Genomic DNA, 21506 nt, shown 5'->3' with positions numbered 1-21506 from the left:
CTCGGAGCTATTGACGAGGTTTTTTTGCTTGGTAAACTTTAGGTAAGAAGATTTGTTTCTGCCAACCGGCAGTGATTGGTTTCACATAAAAAGGGTATGGTTTTATAGACATGATCAAAAGGAGCCAGTGAAATGAAAAAAATCAACGTACAAACAGACAAACACGATGACATGATAGACATTACCCATGAAGTTCAGCAATATGTCCGGGAAACTGGGATTCAAAACGGAACGGTTATGGTCTATTGTCCACATACGACGGCTGGAATCACCATTAATGAAAATGCCGACCCAGACGTCAAACGTGATATGCTGCGCCGGCTTGACGAAGTCTTTCCGTGGGAACATTCAAAAGATCGTCATATGGAAGGCAATACAGCAGCGCATATGAAAGCTAGTTATATGGGAGCATCTCAGCACGTTCTTGTCCATCATGGTGATCTTGTGCTTGGAACGTGGCAGGGAATCTATTTTTGTGAGTTTGACGGACCGAGACATCGTCACTTTTATGTACAGGTGTCATCTAACGAGTAAGGGCGGGGGAGAAGATGGGAGAATTCACAGCGTTACTTCAAATTGAACATGGCATCATTCAAGCACCAATGGCAGGAGGAGCGGTGACGCCGCAGCTTGTCGCCGCTGTTTCACAATATGGCGGTCTCGGCAGCTTAGCAAGTGGTTATGTACAACCTGAAAAGATGAGGCAGCAAATCAGACAGGTCAAACAGCTGACATCTCGTCCATTTCAAGTGAATGTGTTTGTCCCTGAACCCATTTCAGAAACGAAAACAGAAGATGTATCATTTTGGACAGATCGGCTGCCTGTTATACCAGAAGCACAGATAATCCCTAGCGAGGAAGAATTATGGAAGGACTATGAACAAAAAATCAACATTCTTCAAGAAGAAGAAGTCCCAGCTTTGTCGTTTACATTTGCCTGTCCAAACGAACAAACCATTCATCACCTGAAACAAAAGGGGATCTTTCTCATCGGAACAGCTACAACAAAAAAAGAAGCACTGCTTTTAGAAGAAAAAGGAATGGATGCCATTGTTCTTCAAGGAAGCGAAGCAGGAGGGCACCGAGGCACCTTTTTACCTTCAAAGGGAGATGCTCTGCAGGGACTTTTCTCCCTGATCAGTGATGTCAAGTCTGTCTGTCATATCCCATTGATTGCAGCTGGAGGTATCACAGACAGGACCACTATGAAAGCAGCACTAGCACTTGGAGCAGATGCGGTTCAAATAGGGACACGATTTTTAGCGAGTCAAGAAAGTGCTGCGGCAGATGTGTACAAAAAGGCGCTGTTACAGGCAGAAGGCAGTGAAACAGCGATGACACGGCTTTTCTCTGGAAAAAAGGCCAGAGGTATTGTCAATCAGTGGATGGAGGAAGAAAGACGAAATGAAGACCGGGTTCTTCCTTATCCTATACAGCATGTATGGACAACACCGATGCGAAAAGCGGCAGCTGCTGCAGGAAACCCAGAACAAATGGCTCTTTGGGCAGGTCAGGGGGTTGGCCGTATTCATTCCATTTTAACCGTTGAAGAGATCATGCATGAACTCACGCAGATATAATTTGATGATGGGTGGTGTGACAGGATGGAAATCTTAAAACATTCATATCGGAAAAAAGGACAAATTGAATTTCTATTTGATGATTTTCCGCACTCCCCTGCTGTTCTTACCCCCATTCGTCATTACTATTTTGTTCGTTATGTGAAATGGAATCAGCACGACCCTCCAGTCACAAGAAACGATCTAGAAGAAATGGAAATCCTAGCAAACACAATGCTTGGCACGCTCCATGATTACCGAAAACGTAAGGCATACAAAGGCCCCTTGTCATAACCTATAGACAAGAGGCCTTTTTTAGCTGCCAAACATTTGCCTGAGATAAATAACATCCATCCTAGTAGTCTGCGGCAGTAAATAAGCGGACTGAACCGCCCCTGGCCGTCTTCTGGCATTTAATTTATCGATAATCTCTGCAGCTGTTAAGATCCCAAGCCCATGCCCATAATATTGATCTTCCCCTAAGTAAATCACATTTTCTCCGCGCCATTGAGACTGTTGATAGCTAAACTCTGGATTCTCGAAATATAGGCAATCCCCATAAATAAAATCATTTCCGCGCTCTGTATAAATGGACAATGTATCATAGTGCCAGTCATACAGTGTTAAACTTCTAAGTCTTCGATTGAACTTCTCGTCTCCTACCGTTTGCAAGACTCCCATATAAAACACAATGACAATCGCTGTGGCACATTCAAAGGCATATTTTGAGCCATTTTCAAAGATGTCTTTAATCCCTGTAGATGGCTCGACTTGATAGCGCAGTTCTAACGCTCCGGCCTCTGATACACGCCAATAGGCGTCATTCGCACGGGACCTTTGAAAGATAGCAAATGAGGCACCGCTCTTATTCAAATCTCTTGCCGCATTCATGATATTCGATCTTAAAGTCACCTCAAATAACAAATCAGATGCCTGCCTATAACGGAACGTATCATTTGAGGCTTGTAACTGCATCAAAATGATCCGCTTTTGTCCTTCTAGCTGAAACGATGCCAGCTGCTCATTTGTCACTGGCTGTCCTGAAAGGATAATCATATGAAAAGCGCCCCCTTTTGTATTAGCGTATGCGGGATGCTTGGGCAAGGAATCAATTTGTGAAAATAAACAAAAAGGCATCCTTTTTATTTGAAAAACATGAAAATAATATGAAGATGTCCGATATAAAACATAACGTTTAAAAGGAGGAAAAACATGAAAAGTATCATAAAATGGTTGAAAAAACCATCGATTTCTAAAAGGCTGATTATTTCATTCACACTTGTTCTCGTCTTGCCTATCATTACACTCAGTACGATTTCATATCAGATTGCCAAAGAAGAATTAGATCATGAAATCATGTACGGAGCAAACGCAAGAGTCAATGAGCTGAATGACATGATCGAGCAAAAGCTTTTGAATAAGGAGAACGCAGTCAAACTGTTTACCGAAACATCCAGTGCTGCAGACTTTAAAAAGAAAAACCAGGACGAACTGTATGAGCATTTTGAGATATACAGTAAAATCAATGAAGATGATGTGGTTGGGTTTTATGCAGCAAGTAAAAATCGTGACTTTATTCAGTTCCCTAAAGTAGACATGCCAAAAGGCTATGATCCAACAACTCGTGATTGGTATAAAGCGGCGATGCAGGACGAAAAAGGTGAACCTGTGGTCACCAATCCATACATCTCTGCCACAACAAACGGCATGGTTGTCACAATCGCTCAGCGTCTGAAGGACGGATCGGGAGCCATTGGGATTGATATTGATGTTCAGGATATCGTCGATAAAATCAAAGATATTAAAATTGGACGAGAAGGATATCCAATTATTGCGAATAAAAATAAACAGATTGTCGCTCATCCAGAAGAAAAATCAGGATCTGCAGTGACTGAAAATATTTCATCAATCCTTTACAGCAGCAAAGAAGGAACATCAACTTATGAGAATAAAGGAGAGCAAAAACGTCTCGTTTTTGTAACAAATGATTTAACAGGTTGGAAAATTGCTGGAACGATGTTTGTATCAGAAACAGAAGAAGCAGCACAGCCAGTTTGGAATTCTGCCATTATTCTTTTAATTTCTTCTTTTATCCTTGGCGGTATTGCGATCTTCTTTATCGTTCGCTCCATCACAATTGGACTTAGAAGGCTTGTTGATTTCTCAGAAAAGGTGAGTGAAGGGGATCTAACGGAAACCCTCGAAACCAAATCGAAGGATGAAATAGGAGACCTCACAAGAAGCTTTAGTAAGATGAGTGAATCTTTGCGTGAAGTTATCCGAGCGGTCCAGCAATCTGTCGACAATGTGGCTTCAGCTTCAGAAGAGCTGACTGCTAGTGCCAGCCAAACAAGTCAGGCGACAGAGCATATCACCATGTCGATTGAACAATTCTCAAATGGGAATGAAGCACAAAATGAGAAAGTCGAATCTAGCACGAATCAGCTTGTCGCAATGAATGAAGGATTACAAGGTATGTCACAAACTTCATCAGAAGTGACTGCTGTCTCCATTCAATCGACAGAAGCGGCTGGACAAGGCGGACGTATCGTTGAAAGCACAGCGAATCAAATGAAACATATCGATACATCTGTACAAGAAGCCGAACAAGTCATGAAAGAATTAGAATACAAATCTAAAGATATTACGAGCATTTTAAATGTCATTAATGGCATCGCAGATCAAACGAATTTACTTGCACTCAATGCAGCCATAGAAGCAGCAAGAGCAGGTGAATCAGGGCGCGGTTTCTCTGTCGTAGCAGAGGAAGTCAGAAAACTAGCGGTCCAATCTGCAGATTCAGCGAAAGAAATTGAAAAGCTGATCCAAGAAATTGTGTTGGAAATTTCCAAATCTCAAGAGATGTTCAAAGCTGTCAACCGAGAAGTAAATGCAGGACTTGGGATGACAGAAGAAGCAAAAGAAAGCTTCCAAAACATCTATGAGGCGGCAGAAGGTATGTCGAAAAAACTCACTCAATTAAATGATACAGCGGTTGACCTATCAAGCGGATCAAAACTTGTGTCACAAGCCATGCAAGAGATGCGTCAAGTTTCAAGAGAAAGTGCGGCGAACATTCAAGATATTGCGGCATCTGCTGAAGAACAATTGGCATCTATGGAAGAAATTTCGTCTTCTTCTGTCACACTTGCCAATATGGCTGAGGAACTAAAAGAGCTGACAAGTCAATTTAAAATTGATTAAAAAACGATGAAAAAATATCCAGAATTGTCTGGGTATTTTTTTTATTTTTAAACGTCATTTCCAGCCCTCTAAAAATAAACCTTTCATCCGATAATAACTTTAGAGAAGTAAAGGGGGAAAGAGAAAATGGGAAAAATGATCCAATGGTTCAAAAAACCATCCATTTCTAAAAAATTAGTTATTGCCTTTTTGGTAGTCCTTATACTGCCAACTGTTGCACTGACCATTAGTGCGTTTTTCACATCAAAGACAGAGTTAGACAAACAGATTATGGGCAGTGCGATGAGTCAGGTCAATGCATTTGATACCTTAATCGATGAGAATATTGGGAACAAGGCAGAGGCTGTGACCCTGTTTACAGATGATCTCAAGGCGGCTAATCTTCAAGAAAAAAATAGAAAAGCTACCATTAAAGAATTGCAGCAATATGGAAAAATTAATGAAAAAGATGTCTCAGCCATTTATGCAGGTTCAGAAAAGGGTTTGTTCATGCAATACCCAGTTCAAAAAATGCCTGAAGGCTATGACCCGCGAGAGCGTCCATGGTATCAAGAGGCCATGAGTGCTGATGGTAAACAAGTCATCACGAAGCCATATGTCGCAGCATCTACAGGTAAAATGGTCATCACCATTGCCCAAAAAACGAAAGATGGCTCAGGGGTGATTGGTCTTGATATGGAAATTGACAGCCTCATTCAAAAGCTAAAAGAAATCAAAATAGGTCAAAAAGGATATGCTTTCATCATGGAGAAGGATAAAACTGTGTTAGCAGATCCAACCCAAAAGCCAGGAAGCAAAGTCAATGAGAATTTGGCGAACATTATTTTTAAAAACAAACAAGGAAACGGCAGCTATACACTCAATGGAACAGATAAAAAGGTAGCTTATGTCACCAATGAACTAACCGGCTGGAAAATCGGCGGCACGATGCTCGTATCAGAAGTAGAGGATGCAGCTAAACCCGTTTTCAATACAGCCATTATTGTGTTCAGTGTGACACTGATCGTAGCAGGAACCCTCATCTTCTTTATTGTCCGCTCTATTTCAAATAGATTATCCAATCTGGCCCGTTTCTCGAAAAAGGTCAGCGATGGTGATTTACGTGATAAACTTCAGATTCAATCAGATGATGAAATAGGACAAGTTGGTAAAGGCTTTAATACGATGATTGACTCATTAAGATCCCTCATTGGTGCCGTCCAAACCTCCGTTGAAAATGTCGCTTCTTCATCAGAAGAACTGACCGCAAGCGCAGGACAAACAAGTAAAGCAACAGAGCATATTACATTAGCCATTGAACAATTCTCTACTGGTAACGAAAGCCAGAATGATAAAGTGGAATCAAGCTCAGAAGAGTTAGAAGAAATGAACAGAGGCCTTCAGCACATGAATGAATCGGCCGAATCGATTACCGCTTCATCCATCAAATCAACAGAGATTGCAGGAGAAGGCGGACAGCTAGTAGAAAAAACCGCTTCTCAAATGAACGTGATTGATCAATCAGTGAAAAAAGCAGAGAATGTCATCAGTGCGCTAGAAAGCAAATCAAAAGATATTACCCAGATTCTTGGTGTCATTAATGGCATCGCAGATCAAACGAATTTACTTGCGCTGAATGCAGCGATTGAGGCAGCAAGAGCTGGAGAATCTGGTCGAGGATTCTCTGTTGTAGCAGAAGAAGTAAGAAAACTTGCTGTTCAATCTGCCAACTCAGCGAAAGAAATTGAAAACTTAATCAAAGAAATCGTTCAAGATATTGATGTATCACAAGAAGTATTCACAGCAGTAAATCAAGAAGTTCAATCAGGCTTAAGCTTTACTGAACAAACGAAAGTCAGCTTCCACAATATTTTCGACATGACCAAAGAAATCTCAGATCAGCTCCAAACAATGAATCGAACAGTTGTCCAGTTGTCAAAAGGATCTGCACATGTTTCTGAGGCTGTCCGTGAGATTGCAGACGTATCACGTGAAAGCTCCGCCAATATTCAAGACATTGCCGCTTCAGCTGAAGAACAGCTGGCATCAATGGAAGAGATCAGCTCATCCTCTGCCACCCTTTCTTCAATGGCAGAAGAATTACGTGATTTGATTAGCAAATTTAAAGTCGAATAAACCAAATGAAAAGAACCTCCAGCTAGGGGGTTCTTTTTTTGAAGTGAATAAATCGAAAGGAATAGGTAAATATGCTTATTTTGGTGGTTTTTTGAACATTACACCTTGAAAAATAATCCGTATTACCTAAGAATAGAGGGGGATGATCCCAAATCATAAACCAAAAGGAGTAGAGTCATGAAAAAAATCAACTTTTTTAAGCACTTTACGATGTCAAAGAAATTAATTACTGCATTCTTAGCGATTCTCCTAGTGCCCATTCTTGTGTTGGCCGCATTTTCCTATGAAGTGGCGTCTAAGTCTCTCAATGATGAGATTATGTCTAGCGCTGCAAATGGTGTGAATCAATTAAATGAACTGATCAATAAAGATGTACAGCCTAAAATTGATATTGTTTCATATTTATCTAAATCGGTGAAAAAAAAGGAACTGGCCTCTAAAAATAAGGATTTACTTAAGGTGAAATTAGAGCAACTATCGGAAACAGACGACGATGTCGTAGAAGTATTTGTTGCAGATCAGAATGGTAAACTAACTGAATATTCCGAGATTCATAAAGGCAGTGCCAAAAGCGCAAAAAATGAACCATGGTTTCAACAATCAATGGGAGATGACAAACTCATCATTTCAGATCCTTTTACAGACAAGTCATCAGATGACCTGCTCATCACAATATCAGAACAGTTAGCAGATGGTTCTGGTGTTATCGGCATAAATGTACGATTGAACACAATTGTGAAAGATACAAACAGCATCAAAATTGGTCAAGAAGGTTATGCGTTTGTCGCTACCTCAGACCAACGTTACATTGCTCATAAAACGGAAAAGGCCGGGACGAAACTGACAGGCGATTTCATCGAAAAAATGTATCACAATAAAAAAGGCAGTTTCGAATATGAATTCAACGGACAGCCGAAGCAAATGTTTTATGACACAAATGAAGCGACAGGCTGGAAGCTCGCGGGAACAATGTATGTCAACGAAGTGAAAGAAGCTGCACAGCCAGTGCTTGACTTAACCATGATCATCCTAGCTGCTGCGATTGTCATCGGTGGAATCGCGATTTATTTTATTATTAAATCAATCCGAAAACCACTCATAGAGCTCTCTGAATCGGCTGAGAAAATCAGTCAGGGGGATCTTACCCAGCATATTGAGGTGCGCACACATGATGAAATCGGCAAACTTGCACAGAGCTTTAACGATATGTCGGCAAAGCTGAAACAAGTCATTCAAGCCGTCCAGAATTCAATTGAAAATGTTGCTGCCTCATCTGAAGAATTAACGGCTAGTGCAGGACAGACAGCCCAAGCAACTGAGCATATTACCTCATCTATTGAACAGTTCTCAAACAGCAATGAACATCAAAATGAGATGATTGAAAAAAGCTCTGTCCAGCTAAACGACATGGATCGTAGTTTATCACATATGGTCAACACGACTTCTCACATGATGGAATCATCTATCGAGTCTAGCAAAACCGCTCAGGCTGGTGGAGAGCTCGTTCAAAAAACAGCAGGTCAAATGCAAACGATTGAACAAGCAGTGAAAGAAGCAGAGCTTGTGATTGCAGGGCTAGAACAGAAATCTAAGGACATTACAAGCATTCTTGGAGTCATCAACGGCATTGCAGATCAGACGAACCTCCTCGCTTTAAATGCAGCGATAGAAGCTGCGCGTGCAGGTGAGGCAGGAAGAGGCTTCTCTGTGGTCGCAGAAGAAGTCCGCAAGCTGGCAGAGCAATCAGGCAGCTCTTCAAAAGAAATTGAAAGCCTAACGAACGAAATTGTAGATGAAATTGAAAAGTCGCAGAAGATGTTTAGACAAGTAGCAGGTGAAGTGCAATCTGGATTAAACATTACAGATGAAACGAAAGTGAGTTTTGAGAAAATCACCCATAAGACATCAGAAATGACAGAACAAATGAAACAAATGAACGGATCAGCCCAAGAACTTTCTCATGGCTCAAACGATATTTCACAAGCAGTCAATCAAATCAAAGAGCTTTCACGTGAAAGTTCCGCAGGCTTCCAAGATATTGCGGCTTCAGCAGAAGAACAGCTGGCATCAATGGAAGAGATCAGCTCATCTTCCGCCACTTTATCTCAAATGGCAGAAGAACTGAGAGAGCTCATCAAACAATTTAAAATATAAGAGTCATAGTAGAACCCCTGACGTTTTGACGTCAGGGGTTTCAGCGTGTAGACAAACCCTCGCATTCGGTGTCAGTCCTGCGTGCTGGTGCTCACGAATTCAAATTCGCTCCGCTCCAGTACTCGTCCTTCCTAGACTGCAAAGGTTTTCTATCACGCTGAAAAGAAGACAAAGGGCTAAAATAAAGTTCATTTTAGCCCTTTGTCAATAATCTGGAACCCTTGACGTTTTGACGTCAGGGGTTTTTCCGTTATTTGCACATAATTTGGGTATTTTGGACTTATCTAGACTTTAATAAGTTAAAAAAGTAAAGAACCTAGTAGTACTTCCGATATATATACTATCTTACTAAAAGGAGTTTTCTTTTTTATGAATTTCATACAGTATTTCAAAAAACCATCGATATCAAAAAAGCTCGTTTTCTCTTTCTTATTTATTCTTTTATGCCCAATTATCGTATTGGCATTCTCTTCATATCATACGGCGAGCACCTCTTTAAATGATCAAATCATGCAAAGTGCAAAGGAAAATGTAGAACAGCTGGACAAAAACATTACGAAGGTTGTGAAAGTAAAAACAGACGCAGCCGATTTCTTTAGCAAATGGATTACGAAGAAAAAGCTGGGACAAAAAGGAACGACTGATATTCAAGGACGCTTTGAACAGTTCATGAGCATGAATGATGACACAGAAGGCATCTTTGTTGCTTCAAGTGATGGAAAAGTGTTCTCGAGATATCCTAATCAAAAAATGCCTGCTGATTATGTCGCAACTGAGCGGGATTGGTACAAAGATGGCTGGGCGAAAAATGGTGAGCTGTCTGTTTCCGCTCCATATCCAACTGCATCAACTGGTACACTTGTTGTGACGATTTCTAAAAAACTAGAGGACGGTTCTGGAGTTATTGCCATGAACCTGGACATTGCGAATCTAGTAAAAGAGTCTAATAGTATCAATATTGGTAAAGAAGGTCATGCTTTTATCGGCAGCCCAGATCGAACATACGTGGCACATCCAACGAAAAAAGCAGGAACAAAATTAACAGGTGATTGGGTAGACAAGCTTTATACACAAGACAAAGGTTCAATGAGTTATATGTTTGAAGGAAAAGAAAAGCAAATGGAGTTCACAACAAACAAAGCGACTGGTTGGAAAATTGCCGGTACAATGTTTGTCAATGAAGTAGAAGAAGCGGCGCAGCCAGTCTTCAACATGGCGGCCATTATATTAGCTGGTGCGCTCATCATTGGCGGTATTCTCATCTTCTTTATCATCCGTTCCATTACAAAACCACTTTCCATGCTTGTCTCCTCTTCTAAGAAGATTAGCGAAGGAGATTTAACAGAAAAAATTGATGTTAAATCAAATGATGAAATTGGTCAGCTCGGTACAAGTTTTAATGAAATGAGTGAGTCACTCAGAGATGTCATCCAAGCTGTACAGACATCTGTTGAGAACGTGGCGTCATCGTCTGAAGAACTGACGGCAAGTGCAGGTCAAACGACAAAAGCAACCGAACATATTACATCATCCATTGAAACATTCTCGAACGGAAACGAAAATCAAAGTGAAATGGTGGAACAAAGTGCAGCCCACTTGAAACAAATGAACGAAGGGCTAAATGAAGTTGCACAAACATCTGATGTCATTACAGAATCATCGGTTCAATCAAAAACAGTCGCAGAAACAGGCGGACAGCTTGTTGAACAGACAGTTGGCCAAATGAAAACGATTGATCATTCAGTGAAAGAAGCTGAAAGTGTGATCAACGGATTAGAGCATAAATCAAAAGATATCACCAACATTTTAGGTGTCATTAACGGTATAGCAGATCAAACGAATTTACTGGCTCTTAATGCAGCCATTGAAGCAGCACGTGCGGGCGAGTCAGGCAGAGGCTTCTCGGTTGTAGCAGAAGAAGTCCGTAAGCTGGCGGTTCAATCATCAGATTCTGCAAAAGAGATTGAAAAACTCGTCAAAGAAATTGTTTCTGAAATAGAAACGTCTCAAAATATGTTCAAATCTGTGAATGAAGAAGTAAAAAATGGTCTATCAATTACAGACCAAACAAAAGAAAGCTTCTCACAAATCAATCAGCAAACGGCAGAAATTGCGACAAGAATCAATGAAATGAATACGACAGTTCGTGAGCTTTCAAAAGGATCTGAGCAAATTTCTAAAGCAGTGAATGAAATTGCAGATGTATCGAGAGAGAGTTCAGCAAGTATTCAAGATATTGCGGCATCAGCAGAAGAACAGCTGGCATCAATGGAAGAGATTAGTTCTTCTTCGACGACGCTTTCCCAAATGGCGGAAGAATTGCGTGACTTAATTAAAAAATTCAAGATCAGTGAATAATGGAAAGTGGTTCTCCTCAAGGGGAACCGCTTTTCTTTTTAAGAGATGATCTCGTACAATAGAGGAAATCCGAAGAAAAGGAGAGATGTTATGCGTTTATCAAATAAGAAGGTCATTGCGTTAGTCAGTGATGATTTTGAAGATTTAGAGCTATGGTATCCCGTTTTGCGATTAAGAGAAGAGGGGGCAACTGTCCATCTCGTTGGCGAAAAAGCAGATCATGAATATATCGGGAAGTACGGAGTGCCAGCTGTATCAGATGCAGACTTCTATTCCATTCAAGCAGATGATTATGATGCGGTTCTCGTTCCTGGGGGATGGGCACCGGATAAACTGCGCCGATATCCAGAAGTATTAGACATCGTTCGTACGTTTGATGCAAAGGGCAAACCGATCGGACAAATCTGTCATGCCGGATGGGTGCTCATTTCAGCTGGTATCCTGAAAGGTAAAAAAGTAACGAGTACACCTGGTATTAAAGATGATATGACGAATGCTGGAGCAGAATGGTTTGATGAAGCCGTTGTGACAGATGGTCATATTGTATCTAGCAGACGCCCGCCGGACCTTCCGCCATATGTGAAAGCATTTGCCGATGTATTAGCGGCAAACTAGTTTCACACGAACAAACAAAGGGCTGTAAAACGCCCTTTGTTCATTCAATGCCTCATTACATTTGTCTGTCGGCTGGATAGATAATGCCCATTTGTCTTCTCGCCTCGTCCATGACGGACATGGTTTGAACGGATAAGGCAAATGTATTGATTGGAGACTGTCCCTTTTTTTGCTTGATGCATTGAATGAAGTGATCGATTTCATAATACATAGCAGGTTGATCATCTTTGATAGAAATATCGGTTTGCTGTCCATTTCGATCATGGATGATGATACGAGAAGGGCGATGGAATTGATCAATCACCATCGTGGCATCCTCCCCTTGAATTTCAGCAGATACATGAGACGTTGAGATTTTTGAATGAAAAAGCAGTGCTTGATGCCCTTCATATTGTAAAAGTAATGAACCGCTCCCATCAACTCCAGAAGAAAGTGTATAGCCTCTCGCGGTGATTTGATTTGGCAGCCCGAATAAATAAATGATGGGAAAGACAAGATACACGCCGATGTCCATTAAGGAGCCATTGGATAATTCCGGCTTAAAAGCATTTGGAATCTCACCGTTTCGGTAGGCATCGTATCTTGAGGAATATTTACAGTAATGAGCGATCACTTGCCGAATGGGGCCTAGTTGATCAAGATGCTGTTTGATTTGAAGAAAATTCGGCAGAAATGTGGTCTTCATCGCTTCCATTAAGCACACCTGATATTTTTTCGCAGCAGCAATCATTTCTTCAACCTCTTTACGGTGAGAGGCCAATGGTTTTTCACATAATACATGTTTTTGATGCGCCATCATCAGCATCGCTTGCTCTTTGTGAAGGGCGTTTGGACTTGCGATATACACAGCATCAAACGCATCACTTGCCGCCATTTTCTGTAAATTAGTAAAGACGGTATCAATGCCATACTTGTCTGCAAATGCCTGTCCTTTTTCAGCAGACCGAGAATAGACGGCCGTACATGTAAAATCCGCCACTCCTTCACCAGCCTGTAAGAATCGATCTGTAATCCAATTCGTTCCGATGACAGCAAATCGAATCATCACATTCCCTCCTTCTGCTTTTCTCTGATTATACATGCTTTGAAAGCGTTTGTATGAAAGAATCTTCTTTTTTATTGAAAAGCGGATGAAACCTTTACCTTAGCTGATGCGTCTTACATAAAGAATATAAATGTACGAAAAGTGGATAGTTTCCTCCTTCATTCGGGTAATACTTGAGAAGGAGGGAGGAGGAAACGAACATGAAGCGCATCCTACATATAGGAAGTACATACGCATTCGCGCTTTTATTTATAGCAGCCGGTGTTTTTCATGTGATAGAGCCAAGCGGCTTTGCCCGCATGATGTCTGGATGGCCATTTCCCTATGGCATCATTTATGCCACCGCATGCTTGGAATGGCTGCTGGCCGTTTTACTGCTTCTTCCAAACGTAAGGATTGTGGCAGCAAAAATGATCGCTGTCTATCTGGTGCTCATTTTCCCTGCGAACCTATTTGCTGCGAGAGAAGGGATTCCATTTCCAGGGCAAGAGAGCACAGAACAAGCCTTGTTATGGATGAGATTAATCGGACAACCGATTTTGATTGGATGGGTCATGTCCATTGCGAAACTGGAAGAAAAGCTGAAACAATGATCACAAAATGATGATCAAGTAGTGTACAATTTACTAATAAAATAGCCCGTGTTTGGAGGAAAGATATGAATTCTATGCAAATGTGGAGCAGTCGATTTAGAAAATTTTTTCTTGATAACAAGTTTGTTCTCTTTTTACTCATCCTGCTATTAATAGGGTTGAATATCCTTGTTTTCATGAAGGCATCTTTTATTTTTACACCGCTCATTGTACTCATCAAAACCATTGCCTTACCGATTATTTTAACGGGGGTTGTGTATTATTTATTAAATCCAATTGTGAATTTATTAGAGAGATTTAAGGTCAAACGGATCTTTTCGATTTTGCTTTTATATATTGTCATTATTGGGATTATTACAGTGACCATTGTATCTATTATTCCTTTTTTACAAGCACAAACGATGAGTCTGTTTCATAATCTGCCAAAATACGTTGATACAGTAGAAGAACAGATTCGACAACTAACAGGAAGCAACTTCATTAATCAGGCGCAGAAAACGATGAATTTTAACGTCTCTGAATTGGTGAGTAAAGCGTCAAGTCAAGCGACGAAGATTTTGGAAAGTACTTTTACCGGAGTCGGCACTTTCTTAGGGGCGCTTACTGAAATTATCATCTCGATCGTGACGGTTCCGTTCATTCTGTTTTATCTATTAAAAGACGGCAAAAAACTGCCTGACTATTTCTTGAAATTTATTCCGAATAAGTTTAGAGAGCATACACATATCGTGCTTCACGAAATGAACCATCGCTTAAGCTCTTATATTCTTGGACAGATCATTGTCAGCTTCTGTATCGGTGTTCTTCTTTTAATCGGTTATCTGATTATTGGACTTGACTATGCGCTGCTTCTGGCGATTATTGCGGCATGTACAAGTGTAGTGCCTTACCTTGGGCCAACAATTGCCATTACACCAGCGATTGTGATTGCACTTGTCACATCACCTATTATGCTACTGAAACTGATCATTGTCTGGACAGTGGTTCAACTTATTGAAGGGAAATTCATTTCTCCTCAGGTCATGGGGAAAAACCTTCATATCCATCCGATCACGATTATCTTTGTTCTATTAACAGCAGGTAAATTGTTCAGCGTAGTCGGCATCATTGTCGCGATTCCGACGTATGCCGTTCTGAAAGTGATCACGACCCACCTGTTTGATTGGTTCAAAATGCGATCCAATTTGTATAAAGAAGAAAAGGTTTGATGTCATAATCTTTTTTAGAAAAAAATATAGTATCATAAAGACGAGCTTTCGAAAAAGAAAGCTTGTCTTTATGTGGACATAGATGTTTGCCTTCAAAAGATCAGAATTGAAAGGAAAGAAAATCATGAATCTATGGGATTTATTCGTGGCACTGGTTTTAGGAATTGTCGAAGGATTAACAGAGTATGCACCTGTCTCGTCTACAGGGCATATGATCATTGTTGATGATCTTTGGCTAAAATCAAAAGACATCATTACGCCAGAGGCTGCAAACACATTTAAAGTCGTGATTCAGTTAGGTTCTATTTTAGCTGTCATGATCGTGTTTAAAGATCGTATTTTGAACTTGTTAGGCTTAAAGAAAAATATCACAGAAGAACAAAAACGCAGCGGACATAAGCTGACCATTGCTCAAATTGCTGTTGGACTCGTCCCAGCCGTCATTTTAGGATTCTTATTTGAAGATTATATTGATAAATATTTGTTTGATGTGAGAACGGTCGCTGTCGGTTTGATTTTAGGGGCTGTGCTGATGCTTGTCGCTGATTGGATCAATAAACGTAAAACAGAAACAAGCTCTGTGGATAATATGACGTACAGACAAGCGCTGTATATCGGGTTATTTCAATGTTTAGCACTATGGCCAGGCTTCTCGCGTTCGGGTTCTACAATAGCAGGTGGTGTTATTCTTGGTCTGAATCACCGCGCGGCGGCTGACTTTACGTTTATTATGGCCATGCCGATTATGGCGGGAGCAAGCCTCTTAACACTTGTTAAAAATGCCGAATATTTAACAACAGACATGCTTCCATTCTTTATTGTGGGCTTTGTGAGTGCGTTTATTGTGGCTCTCTTTGTTGTTCGATTCTTCCTAAAACTGATTAATAAAATCAAACTTGTGCCTTTTGCGATCTACCGAATCATCCTAGGTCTGATTTTATTTATCCTGTTTATGTAATGATGGAAAACTACTCTTTTAAAAGAGTAGTTTTTTTGTTGTTTTGCCCTTTTAAACAGTAAAAACAGCCTCTTAATTGGTAGAAAAAGAAGTTTTTTCTTAAATTAGTGTTTAAGTGACAAAGAAAAGGGTAGTACATAAACATACCAATTAAAGGAGGAGTTAGAAATAATGAGGAAAACAAGTAAATTTTTTGTTAGCTCTATGATTGCTACGTCAATGGTTGCTGTCCCTTTATCTCTTACGACTTTTGGTCAAAAGGCTGAAGCTGCTACGACAACAGGTGTCGATGGAAGTGTCTCGATTGATCCAGTAGCCATTGCCGATAAAATTGAACAAGCAGTCAAATCATCTCAAAATCGTGATGGATTTGTAAAAAATGCGGCATACAGTGCATTCTATGAAGCAGGTCAAAATTACAACGTAGTTGTTCAAAACTTAAGCCAAGATCATGACTTTAGCGGACTGAACAATGTTGTTTATTATGATAGTGTTGAATATGACGGCATTACGTTTGGTATTTGGGTATTTGAAGATGGAACGTTTGTCAACAATGGTGACGGCGGCTATATTAACTGGACTTTTGTTGGTAGCTTTGACCGCGAAGAAGGAAGCGGTACTGTCGATTTCCATAAAAGATTCTAATCTTAACGTCAAAAGTCTGCCGATCCATCGGCAGACTTTTTTAAAGCGCACATTCTTCTATTTCAAAACCTAAATCTTCAATGATGTGATGATCGGTTTGAACTTGCTGTCCTTTTGTCGTTAAATAATCGCCTACGAAAATAGAGTTCGCTGCATATAATGCGAGAGGCTGAAGCGTTCGTAAATTAAACTCTCTTCCCCCAGATACTCGAATTTCCTTAGCCGGGTTGATAAATCGCATCAGTGCCAAAACCTTCAACGCTTTGATCGGATGTGTGCGTTCTTGATGTTCAAGAGGCGTTCCTTCAATTGCGTGGAGAAAGTTGACGGGAATCGAATCCGCATCAAGGGCTCTCAGCGCAAAAGCCATTTCGACAATTTGTTGATTGGTTTCGCCCATTCCAATAATAACCCCTGAACATGGTGACATCCCTGACTGTTTGACCTTATCAATGGTCGATACGCGGTCATCATACGTATGGGTCGTTGTAATTTGAGCATGATGATCTTGATGTGTATTGAGATTATGATTATACCGATGAACACCCGCTTCCTTCAGCCGCTTCGCTTTTTCTTCATTTAATAACCCAAGGCATGCACACACCTTCAAAGGCATCGTCTCAGTAATTTCCTTTACTGCTGCGGTGACTTCATCTAATTCACGGTGCGAAGGTGCTCTCCCGCTTGCTACAATACAATAAGTCCCTGCTTTTCTTTTTAACGCCTCACGCGCACCGGCCACAATGGTTTTTTGGTCAAGCATTGTATACCTCTCAACAGGAGCTGTTGAAATCACCGATTGTGAACAATACCCGCAGTTTTCAGGACAATATCCGCTTTTGGCATTAAAGATCATATTTAACTTCACCTTTTTTTGAAAAAAATGAAATCTCACCTGATAAGCTGCATGCATAATAGGCAGCAACTCTGCGTCGTCTGCTCCAAGAATTTTTAGACCTTCTTCCATAGTAATCGGTTCATGATTGATGGCTTTCTTCACGATCGTTTCCCAAGACAAAGACGTTATTTTTCCCATCATAAGCCCCTCTCAATATGTAAACTTATTTTTATTAAAAGTTAACATAATAGATAGAGATTGGCAAGCACTGGTAAGCAGCCTAAGTAAAAACACAAAAAGGCGATGAACATATAGTCATCGCCTTTTCATATGAAAAAAATCGCTTAACGAACAGTAATATAGTTAATAACAAGCTCACCTAGTGAATTATAGTAAGACACTGTAACAGAACCGCGTTGTACAGCACGGATCCAAGTGAAGTTTGGAGCAGTTTGGTCTAATTGAATGGCATACGTTGCGCCTGAGACAGAAATTTGACTTGCTGGAAGTGAAACAGCGATTGAAGAACCTACAGTAAGTGTGCGGTTCACCGTAATCACTTTATTCATAATAGGAGCTTTTGCTATAACTGGTTCTTTAGGCTGTGCAGCTGCATGAGCACCTTCTGTTTGGAAGAACGTAAGAGCACCTAAAGCAGCTAAAGACAATGTACAAGCTTTCATTAATTTTTTCATCGGTAACACTCCTTTTTTTGGTATATACATATATTAATAATAATAGAATTATATGTCAATCAAAATAAGTGGAAAAATGAGTATTTTTGGTGAAAATTGTCACATATTATGTAGGGGAAGACGATTTTGCCCAAAAAACACATGATTTTTTATTCATATGTCATTCTTTTTTAGGGAGAAAAAGAGACATAAAAAAAGCTGGGTATCTACCCAGCTATGTGATGCTTTATGAAAAGAGATCTTTTATTTGTCGTCTGTCTGTTTTGGCTGACGGCCTTTTTGTTTCTCTTTCTCTCTAATGTAGTTAATAAAGTCGATGGTTTGTCTTCGTGCTTCTTCAGAAAAATCGGAGGCAGCTTTAAACGCAATTTGCAAATCAGGATCATCTGCAAGATCGTCATCAGAGGCGTTTTTGTCTTTACCTGTGAGAAGATAATCTGTTGAGACCCCGTATAACTCGGCGATTTTCACAATCATTTCACCATCTGGCTTTCTCAATCCATACTCCCAGTTAGCATAGGTCGACATCGCCTTTAACCCGAGTTTTTTGGCAACGGTAGACTTACTCCATCCATGTTTCTCTCTTAATTCAGTTAGAATCTTTCCAGTCAAATTATCCATCGGAAACACCTTTTTTTCATATTATGTGTAAATTTTATCATGAATTACACGGAAAAGATAAATAAATACACAAAAAGAATAAAAATATGATTGACTTACTCGTTTTGTGTATATTATCATAATGAATATAACTTACACATAATGAGTAAGAGGTGGAAACATGAAACTTGAAAATTTACGAGAAGAACGAATATTACAAGGAAAAACACAAACGTATATGGCGAAAAAACTTGGATATAAGTACACGAGTGGCTATGCAAATATAGAAATGGGCCGAACAAAGCCTAGTTTAGAAATAGCCAAGCATATTGCAGATTTGCTAAATATCGGTGTTCAAGAGCTTTTTTTTGGTCAAAAGTTACACAAAAAGAGTAATATTCTTGAGGAAGACCGTTTTTAAAAAGGGGAGACAAACAGAATGAATATCGAACATCCGATGGTGACACAAATGAATGATTTCGGCTATCCAAAACGTTACTGGCCATATGAAATGTCCCGAAATGGTTATCGATTAGAGGACGAGGACCGTGAGAAAGGATTTGATGATGATGAGACATCAGATGACATTTGATGCCCGAAAAGAAGCCCAGCATTGCCTAGTACAAGCTGGCGGCTGGATCACTTTTCATCAAAAAGAGCCGATTTTTGCTTTCCCTACGGCAGAAGAAAAACGCACATACATGACCCTCATGGCAGAAAAAGCCGTTGATGACAAGAAGAAGGAAAGGATGAATGCGACATGAATCGATTGAAGCAAATCATGACATTCCTGAAATGTTTGCTCAATGCGGGTCAAAACGAACAAGACATTCGGCAGTGGGCGAAGGATGACGGGAGATCGTAGCATGGTCCTTCATTTTATCATTGAAAAAGAACATTTATGCACAAAAGAGACATTGATAAACAGAATTCAAACAGCCGCTAAAGCGCAATGCACAAGCAAAATAAAAGGCGCATTATCACTCGACATTCGCTCATTTTACAATATGCCCATTGATCTAGCGAACAGCCAAGACACGCGTACATCTGCAGAAAAAGGCTTGATACGCCCGGTACACATCAGCATTCTTCAACCAAAATTGCAGTATATACAAGAAGCACTTCATGCCGTTACCGATGACGCCTCTTTACAGATTGTAGAATTAAGAGTTTCACAGTTTTATAGCATGCGTCCTCGAATGGAAATCATTTTAAATACGATGGGTGATGATATGAGATCCTCACCACCAAATAAGGAGACAAGCATATGAACGAGCCAAAACAACTCATGATTCAAGAAAACCAGACATTTGTCGGTGAAATGGAAAAAGGAAAGATTCAAGTCATTGTGTTAGATGGAAACGTAGGAACGGCTTATATGATGGATGTACCTGAGCATGGAAAAACGATTATTCAAACAGCAAAAGGACATTTTGCAAGAGTTGATCATGAGATTGGTTTTAAAATCAGCTAGCCTGATGAAAAAGAACAACTGAATAAGTCCAAGACGGAAAGCCTGCGGACACTGATCAAGACCCTATAAAAAGGGGCTGATTGGTGTCCGTTTTTTATTTTCTTAAAAAAGGGAGAGAGCATAGATGCAAGATTTACTGATTGAATATAAAAGAAGTTTAAAAGATGCCAGAAAACGATATGAACAATTGAAAGACAAAGAAGAGAAACAGATGTCAGATCAGGACAAACATGATCAAAAAATGATCGCCAGTATGGTCAGTGATTTAGAATACGTGGTGGAATGGCTTCAAATCGGTAGAGAGCCAGGCGCACGCAGAGGATTAGATAGACGGTCTGTGTATCAGCGCACCATTCTTGCTAATCAAGAGGTATTAGAGGCTTTATCACATGAATACACCCTCATTCAAGAGAAAGAAAGAGAGGTAAGTGAGCGGGACAAAAGGCGAATTGACGAAGCCTTATCCGTTTTGACAGATCGAGAGAAGGACGTATTTTTTATGCACACAACGCAGGGTCTGTCATTTAGCGAGATTGCGATCATGCTAGATGTAAAAAAAGGAACAGTCCAAAAACATATGGAAAGAGCTCGGACCAAAATGTCCAAAAAAGTACAAGAACGCCTATTCAGAGCTGCTGAATAGGTGTTTTTTCTTTCATCACATCAATCTTCAAAAGCTTGTCTTACAGTTGCCACCTATAGTTAGAAAGACCAAACGAATGTTTGCTAGCCCGGCACAAATGATTTCTCTTCAGGGAATCATTCGAACTAAAAGGAGGCGGCAGGTGAATGTAAATGAAAGATAAACGGATAGAGGCTAAGCAGGATTATATGAAAGGGATGACGTACCAGCAACTAGCCGATCATTACAACGTCTCCATCCATACCGTTAAATCATGGAAAAGACGATACGGCTGGCAAAGACAAAAAACACCGTCAAAGCAGGCGCACTCGATCTTTCATCAATTTCTTTCAGATGAAACGATTGAAATCATGGAAAAAATGGATGGGCGCACATCTCTTGATATCATCTGGGATCAAATTCAAATTCAATACGCAGCCATTATTCGAGCGCAGCGCATCATGCATGTAGCAGATCAAGATGACATGATCAAAGAACTGAAAAAGGCGACGTACTTGCCTTCTTCATTAGAGGAAGAAACAGGCGAAGGCATTCATCCAGAGCCAGAGATCACGGCAGAGGAATTTTCGTTTCAATTTTCATGGGATCGGCATGCTACTTTTTTAAATGCCCAATCTCGTGCAATGGGAGAACTAAGACGGCTGATTAAACAGTTTGAAGAGCTCGCTCACGCAAAAGATGAACGAAGATTAAGGCTGAAGCAAATTGAGCTGACAATCGAAAAAACAAAAAAAGCAGTTCGTGAGGAAAAAGAAGAAGATCTTCATATCATGATCAAAAGAAAAGAGGACGATTCATGACG

At 40.3% G+C, this 21506-nt stretch carries 24 protein-coding genes; 19 read left to right on the top strand and 5 right to left on the bottom strand.

What is annotated here, in order from left to right; genetic code table 11:
• Positions 1-132: 132 nt before the first annotated feature.
• Genes NSQ52_RS14965 through NSQ52_RS14955 form a run of 3 tightly spaced genes read left to right on the top strand, consistent with a single transcriptional unit; the run spans position 133 to position 1853 of the window.
• Complete coding sequence (locus NSQ52_RS14965; RefSeq protein WP_025207889.1) at positions 133-534, top strand: secondary thiamine-phosphate synthase enzyme YjbQ; 402 nt, start codon at positions 133-135, stop codon at positions 532-534.
• A 14-nt stretch (positions 535-548) separates the two neighbouring features.
• The gene (locus tag NSQ52_RS14960) at positions 549-1580 is read left to right on the top strand and encodes a nitronate monooxygenase (RefSeq protein WP_342473517.1); all 1032 of its coding nucleotides are present in this window, start codon (positions 549-551) and stop codon (positions 1578-1580) included.
• Between the two features lie 24 nt (positions 1581-1604).
• Entirely contained in the window at positions 1605-1853 is a 249-nt protein-coding gene (locus tag NSQ52_RS14955) for a hypothetical protein (RefSeq protein ID WP_017358966.1), read from the top strand.
• A 21-nt stretch (positions 1854-1874) separates the two neighbouring features.
• On the opposite strand, the gene NSQ52_RS14950 is transcribed toward NSQ52_RS14955, so the two are convergent.
• A complete protein-coding gene (locus NSQ52_RS14950; protein ID WP_008345763.1) occupies positions 1875-2615 on the bottom strand; it encodes a protein-glutamine gamma-glutamyltransferase in 741 nt (246 codons plus the stop codon).
• Positions 2616-2771: 156 nt separating this feature from the next.
• Here NSQ52_RS14950 and NSQ52_RS14945 point away from each other — a divergent pair, with 156 nt between their 5' ends.
• The 5 genes from NSQ52_RS14945 to NSQ52_RS14925 all read left to right on the top strand — a co-directional run bounded on the left by NSQ52_RS14945 (position 2772) and on the right by NSQ52_RS14925 (position 12005).
• Positions 2772-4763 (top strand): methyl-accepting chemotaxis protein, encoded by a 1992-nt coding sequence (locus NSQ52_RS14945; RefSeq protein WP_024719706.1) that lies wholly within the window; start codon positions 2772-2774, stop codon positions 4761-4763.
• 126 nt (positions 4764-4889) lie between these two features.
• Entirely contained in the window at positions 4890-6878 is a 1989-nt protein-coding gene (locus NSQ52_RS14940) for a methyl-accepting chemotaxis protein (RefSeq protein WP_035701170.1), read from the top strand.
• 177 nt (positions 6879-7055) lie between these two features.
• Positions 7056-9032, top strand: coding sequence for a methyl-accepting chemotaxis protein (locus NSQ52_RS14935; RefSeq protein WP_007500548.1), 1977 nt, complete (start codon positions 7056-7058; stop codon positions 9030-9032).
• Between the two features lie 369 nt (positions 9033-9401).
• Positions 9402-11390, top strand: coding sequence for a methyl-accepting chemotaxis protein (locus NSQ52_RS14930; RefSeq protein ID WP_340937550.1), 1989 nt, complete (start codon positions 9402-9404; stop codon positions 11388-11390).
• Positions 11391-11480: 90 nt separating this feature from the next.
• Complete coding sequence (locus tag NSQ52_RS14925) at positions 11481-12005, top strand: type 1 glutamine amidotransferase domain-containing protein (RefSeq protein ID WP_008344162.1); 525 nt, start codon at positions 11481-11483, stop codon at positions 12003-12005.
• A 55-nt stretch (positions 12006-12060) separates the two neighbouring features.
• Here NSQ52_RS14925 and NSQ52_RS14920 read toward each other — a convergent pair whose 3' ends face one another.
• Positions 12061-13050, bottom strand: a complete 990-nt coding sequence (locus NSQ52_RS14920; protein WP_342473516.1) for a Gfo/Idh/MocA family oxidoreductase — start codon at positions 13048-13050, stop codon at positions 12061-12063.
• A 200-nt stretch (positions 13051-13250) separates the two neighbouring features.
• Between NSQ52_RS14920 and NSQ52_RS14915 the strand changes: the two genes are divergently transcribed.
• The 4 genes from NSQ52_RS14915 to NSQ52_RS14900 all read left to right on the top strand — a co-directional run bounded on the left by NSQ52_RS14915 (position 13251) and on the right by NSQ52_RS14900 (position 16454).
• Entirely contained in the window at positions 13251-13643 is a 393-nt protein-coding gene (locus tag NSQ52_RS14915) for a DoxX family protein (RefSeq protein ID WP_268431534.1), read from the top strand.
• A 65-nt stretch (positions 13644-13708) separates the two neighbouring features.
• Positions 13709-14851, top strand: coding sequence for an AI-2E family transporter (locus NSQ52_RS14910; protein WP_024719700.1), 1143 nt, complete (start codon positions 13709-13711; stop codon positions 14849-14851).
• Between the two features lie 124 nt (positions 14852-14975).
• Positions 14976-15809 carry an undecaprenyl-diphosphate phosphatase gene (locus NSQ52_RS14905; protein ID WP_024719699.1) on the top strand — a complete coding sequence of 278 codons (834 nt, stop codon included), beginning with the start codon at positions 14976-14978 and terminating at the stop codon, positions 15807-15809.
• Positions 15810-15980: 171 nt separating this feature from the next.
• Positions 15981-16454, top strand: coding sequence for a hypothetical protein (locus NSQ52_RS14900; RefSeq protein ID WP_007500557.1), 474 nt, complete (start codon positions 15981-15983; stop codon positions 16452-16454).
• 40 nt (positions 16455-16494) lie between these two features.
• On the opposite strand, the gene bioB is transcribed toward NSQ52_RS14900, so the two are convergent.
• From bioB to NSQ52_RS14885, 3 genes are all read right to left on the bottom strand, one after another.
• Complete coding sequence (gene bioB, locus NSQ52_RS14895; RefSeq protein WP_061420057.1) at positions 16495-17490, bottom strand: biotin synthase BioB; 996 nt, start codon at positions 17488-17490, stop codon at positions 16495-16497.
• 146 nt (positions 17491-17636) lie between these two features.
• Positions 17637-17987 carry a hypothetical protein gene (locus NSQ52_RS14890; RefSeq protein WP_003213146.1) on the bottom strand — a complete coding sequence of 117 codons (351 nt, stop codon included), beginning with the start codon at positions 17985-17987 and terminating at the stop codon, positions 17637-17639.
• 243 nt (positions 17988-18230) lie between these two features.
• Complete coding sequence (locus NSQ52_RS14885; protein WP_007500560.1) at positions 18231-18608, bottom strand: helix-turn-helix transcriptional regulator; 378 nt, start codon at positions 18606-18608, stop codon at positions 18231-18233.
• Between the two features lie 160 nt (positions 18609-18768).
• Here NSQ52_RS14885 and NSQ52_RS14880 point away from each other — a divergent pair, with 160 nt between their 5' ends.
• The 7 genes from NSQ52_RS14880 to terS all read left to right on the top strand — a co-directional run bounded on the left by NSQ52_RS14880 (position 18769) and on the right by terS (position 21504).
• The gene (locus NSQ52_RS14880) at positions 18769-19008 is read left to right on the top strand and encodes a helix-turn-helix transcriptional regulator (RefSeq protein ID WP_342473515.1); all 240 of its coding nucleotides are present in this window, start codon (positions 18769-18771) and stop codon (positions 19006-19008) included.
• A gap of 18 nt (positions 19009-19026) precedes the next feature.
• Positions 19027-19179 (top strand): hypothetical protein, encoded by a 153-nt coding sequence (locus tag NSQ52_RS14875; RefSeq protein ID WP_162835675.1) that lies wholly within the window; start codon positions 19027-19029, stop codon positions 19177-19179.
• Positions 19157-19351 carry a hypothetical protein gene (locus NSQ52_RS14870; RefSeq protein WP_226650593.1) on the top strand — a complete coding sequence of 65 codons (195 nt, stop codon included), beginning with the start codon at positions 19157-19159 and terminating at the stop codon, positions 19349-19351. Before NSQ52_RS14875 ends, NSQ52_RS14870 begins: the two co-directional genes overlap by 23 nt.
• 102 nt (positions 19352-19453) lie before the next feature.
• Positions 19454-19858 carry a holliday junction resolvase gene (locus tag NSQ52_RS14865; RefSeq protein ID WP_342473514.1) on the top strand — a complete coding sequence of 135 codons (405 nt, stop codon included), beginning with the start codon at positions 19454-19456 and terminating at the stop codon, positions 19856-19858.
• Complete coding sequence (locus NSQ52_RS14860; RefSeq protein ID WP_008344129.1) at positions 19855-20061, top strand: XtrA/YqaO family protein; 207 nt, start codon at positions 19855-19857, stop codon at positions 20059-20061. The genes NSQ52_RS14865 and NSQ52_RS14860 overlap by 4 nt, the downstream gene beginning before the upstream one ends.
• Before the next feature lie 124 nt (positions 20062-20185).
• Entirely contained in the window at positions 20186-20704 is a 519-nt protein-coding gene (locus NSQ52_RS14855) for a sigma-70 family RNA polymerase sigma factor (protein WP_024719695.1), read from the top strand.
• Positions 20705-20856: 152 nt separating this feature from the next.
• A complete protein-coding gene (terS, locus tag NSQ52_RS14850) occupies positions 20857-21504 on the top strand; it encodes a phage terminase small subunit (protein ID WP_008344125.1) in 648 nt (215 codons plus the stop codon).
• Positions 21505-21506 lie beyond the last annotated feature (2 nt).

This window comes from Bacillus sp. FSL W8-1141 (assembly GCF_038593205.1).
Lineage (GTDB): Bacteria > Bacillota > Bacilli > Bacillales > Bacillaceae > Bacillus > Bacillus altitudinis.
Note: the sequence above shows the minus strand (reverse complement) of the source record. Positions and strands in the feature narration are given on the sequence as shown.